The sequence below is a fragment of the Streptomyces sp. NPDC055078 genome (assembly GCF_053607985.1).
In genome coordinates this window covers 1-3,413 of record NZ_JBSGUP010000790.1, presented here as the reverse complement: position 1 = coordinate 3,413, position 3,413 = coordinate 1, and the positions used below count along the sequence as shown (strand labels likewise).

Genomic DNA, 3,413 nt, shown 5'->3' with positions numbered 1-3,413 from the left:
CCCCGGCCCGCCCTCACCCTCCCCACGACACCAGAGAAAGGGCGCCCCGATGGCCTGGGCTCCGCGACCGATCTACCTCCCCGACACCCACCTGCCCCACGGCCTCGACAGTGGGCGCCCGACCTGCCGGACCTGCGGCACGGCCTGGCCGTGCGCGACCGTGGGCCCGTACCTGACCACCTGCCGGTGCATCTGCGGGGCGACCAGCTGGGCAGACACGACGACGCCTCGCCGGTGGCACGGTGGCCCCCGCTGCTACACCGACGCCGAAGCCGTCACCGCCCAGGCCGCCGCGCTCCGTCCCGCGCATCCGCACTACCCGCCGAGCCACTACTACCCGCCCAAGCCCGCCCGGCCGGTCAGGCAGCGCCCGCCCTACCGGCACACCACGGCCGGGCCCGGCGACGTGAACCTCGGCACGTGGGTCTGGGTCCGCCCTGGAGCACTGCACCCCGGATGGGGCGACATCCACCAGCTCGCCATAGTCACCGCCCTCGGCGCCCCGAAGTGTGAGGTGTGGCTGATCCTCGACGGCACCGTGCACAAGGCCCGCGCAGACCACCTCACCCTCTCCACCTCCGCCGCCCAGCGCGCCACGGGCGGCACCTGGGCCCGCTGGACCATCGCCCAGCACCTCGCCCACCGGGCGGCCGACGAGCCCGGCGGGCCCGCCGTAGAGGCCGCGCAGCTCAACCTATTCAGCACCCTGGTCTGAACGCCTGAACGGCCCCTGACCTGCGCTTCGCTTGCCGATTTCTTGACCAAACTTCTCGGACTAGCAGAGGTACTCCAGAGGCATTTGGTCAATGAAGAAGGTGTAACACCAACCACCACCCCACCACCCACGGAGGGCACCATGCGCGCATTCCTCACCAAGGCCGAACTCCACATCGCCAACCAGAAGGGGGAGCGCATCGAGGCCGGGCCGCGCACCGGGTACGCGGGCGAGGCCGTCGAGTACAGCCCCCGCAAGGACGCGGTGAACAACCACCCCGACTGCTCCCCCTGGCACGTCATCGGGCGCCCGGACTACGACCGTCTGCGCCACTCGGAGGTCGTGGTGGTCGAGAGCGTCGCCAGCTAGCTGACACGGCCGGGCGGCCGGCACCCCGGCCCCCCGCTGCGCCTCCACCCGACTTCCAGGAGTGCACTCATGCTCGCCACCGCGCCCGCTGACGCCCTGTTCGACCCGTCCGCCCTCGGCCCGCCTCCAGCCGCCGGGGGCGAACGCCCGCCTACCCGCCCGGCCCGGACACCCGCCCCCGGCTCCACCACCCGGAGCGAGTACGAAGAGGCCGACCGCTGGACGTACCTGGGCACCCACCAGCCATCCTGGCTCGCCCGGCCCGAACTCGGGGGAAGCCGCTGCATCCCGCTGTGCGTGTCCCACCGCCGCCTGGCCCGCCAGCGAACGCTGCCCCGCGCCGTCACCTCCTGGATGCTCGACTCCGGCGCCTACTCCGAGCTGTACCTGCACGGCACATGGACGGTGTCGCCCGCCGTGTACGCGACCGCCGTCCGCCGCTACGCCGACGAGATCGGCGAACTCGAACGCGCCGCGATCCAGGACTGGATGTGCGAGCCGCACATCCTGGCTCGGACCGGGCAGAGCGTCTACGACCACCAGGCCCGCACCGTCGCCAGCTACCTGAACCTCATGTGGCGGGACGACGAACTCCCCTGGATGCCCGTCCTCCAGGGCTGGACCTGCGAGGACTACGTGCGGCACGTCGACATGTACGCCGCCATGGGCATCGACCTGACCGTGGAACCCCTCGTCGGACTCGGCTCGGTCTGCCGGCGCCAGAGCACCAAGGAGGCCGTCCGGATCGTCGAGGCGCTGCACGGTCTCGGCATTCGCCTCCACGGCTTCGGCGTCAAGGTCACCGGCCTCCGCCAGGTGCACCACCTTCTCTACGCCTCCGACTCAATGGCCTGGTCCTACAGCGCCCGCCGGTCGGCCCCTCTGCCTGGCTGCACCCACAAGACTTGCTCGAACTGCCTTCGCTACGCCCTCACCTGGCGGGCTCGGCTCCTGAACTCCCTCCCCGAGTGGCACCAGACCGGATTCGCCATGGACGTCTGAACGGCCACTGACCTGCGGCTTCGCTTGCCGATTCCTTGGCCAAATTTTCGTGGATATCAGAGTTACTCCAGAAAGATTTGGTCAATGAAGAGGTTGTAACACCAACCACCACCCCACCACCCACGGAGGGCCCCATGACCGCCACCACCACCCCCACAGAGACCGCCACCGACACGGCCAAGGCCCCGAAGGCGGGACCGAAGAAGGCGGCCACCACCCGGAAGGCGGCCACCCGGCCGACTGCCAAGGCGGCGGCCAGGAAGGCGGCCCCCGCGAAGAAGGTGGTCGAGCCCATCAAGGTCAGCAAGCGGCGCGAGGCGGCCGCCGAGAAGGCCGAGAACACGGCGGCGGAACTCAAGACGGCGCTCAAGACGATCCCCCTGGACCGCATCGACCGGGACGAGAACCAGCCCCGCGAGACCTTCGACCAGGCCGCCCTCCAGGAGCTGGCCGACAGCATGAAGGAAGTCGGCCAGCAGCAGGCCATCACGGTCCGCTACCTTTCCGCCACGCGGCGCTACGCCATTGTCTCGGGCGAGCGCCGGTGGCGGGCGGCCGGTATGGCCGGGCTGAGCGAGATGCACGCGATGGTCGTCCACGGCCTGGAGGGCGGGGCCGAGACGCTGGAAACCTTCGAGCGAGCGGTGGCCGAGAACTTGGGCCGGGCTGACATGACCCCGCTGGAGGAGGCGAGGGCGTTCAAGAAGCTCCTCGACTTCGGCCTGGACGCCAACGAGGTGGCCAAGCGGGTCGGTAGGAGCTGGAACCACGTGGACAACCGGCTCCAGCTCCTCAAGCTGACCCCGGCGGTGCAGGAAGCGCTCCTCAAGGGCCACCTCCCGGTCGGCCTGGCCTGGTACGCGGCTCAGATCAGCGCGGCCAACCAGAACGCATTCATCGCCCGCTGGAGCCGGGGCCAGTTCAACAGCCCCCGCGAGGCCGAGCAGTTCTGCCAGCGGGTCCGCAACGAAGAGACCGAGGCGGCGAACCAGAGCGTGATGTTCATCCTGGCCGAAGAAGCGGCGGAGCCCGGCAAGCCCGCCCCCGAGGGCTTCTTCCCCGAGCTGGAGGTGGACGTCGCCCGGCGCGAGCAGATCGTCACCGACCGGCAGAAGCTCGTCGGAAAGATCGGCAAGCTCGGCGCGGCCGGCGAAATCCTGGCCGAGATCGCCGCGATGGACGTGGAAGAGCTGGCGATCCTCCTCTCCGGCGCCCACGGCGGTATCCCCGGAAACCGGATGCGCATCGACCACCTGAAGGACGTAGCGAGCAAGGCGTCCCTGAACATCGCCAAGGCCGCCACCGCCGCGGCGGTCCGGGCCGGTTC

4 protein-coding genes are annotated in these 3,413 nt (G+C 70.3%); all 4 read left to right on the top strand.

Features of this window, described 5'->3' with window-relative positions:
- Positions 1 to 49 precede the first annotated feature (49 nt).
- Complete coding sequence (locus tag ACWF94_RS36735) at positions 50 to 715, top strand: hypothetical protein (RefSeq protein ID WP_453498964.1); 666 nt, start codon at positions 50 to 52, stop codon at positions 713 to 715.
- A 141-nt stretch (positions 716 to 856) separates the two neighbouring features.
- On the top strand, positions 857 to 1,084 hold the full coding sequence (locus ACWF94_RS36730) for a hypothetical protein (RefSeq protein WP_453498962.1): 228 nt from the start codon (positions 857 to 859) through the stop codon (positions 1,082 to 1,084).
- A 69-nt stretch (positions 1,085 to 1,153) separates the two neighbouring features.
- Complete coding sequence (locus ACWF94_RS36725) at positions 1,154 to 2,086, top strand: deazapurine DNA modification protein DpdA family protein (protein ID WP_453498960.1); 933 nt, start codon at positions 1,154 to 1,156, stop codon at positions 2,084 to 2,086.
- Between the two features lie 134 nt (positions 2,087 to 2,220).
- The coding region (locus ACWF94_RS36720; RefSeq protein WP_453498958.1) for a ParB/RepB/Spo0J family partition protein at positions 2,221 to 3,413 on the top strand (1,193 nt) is incomplete at its 3' end.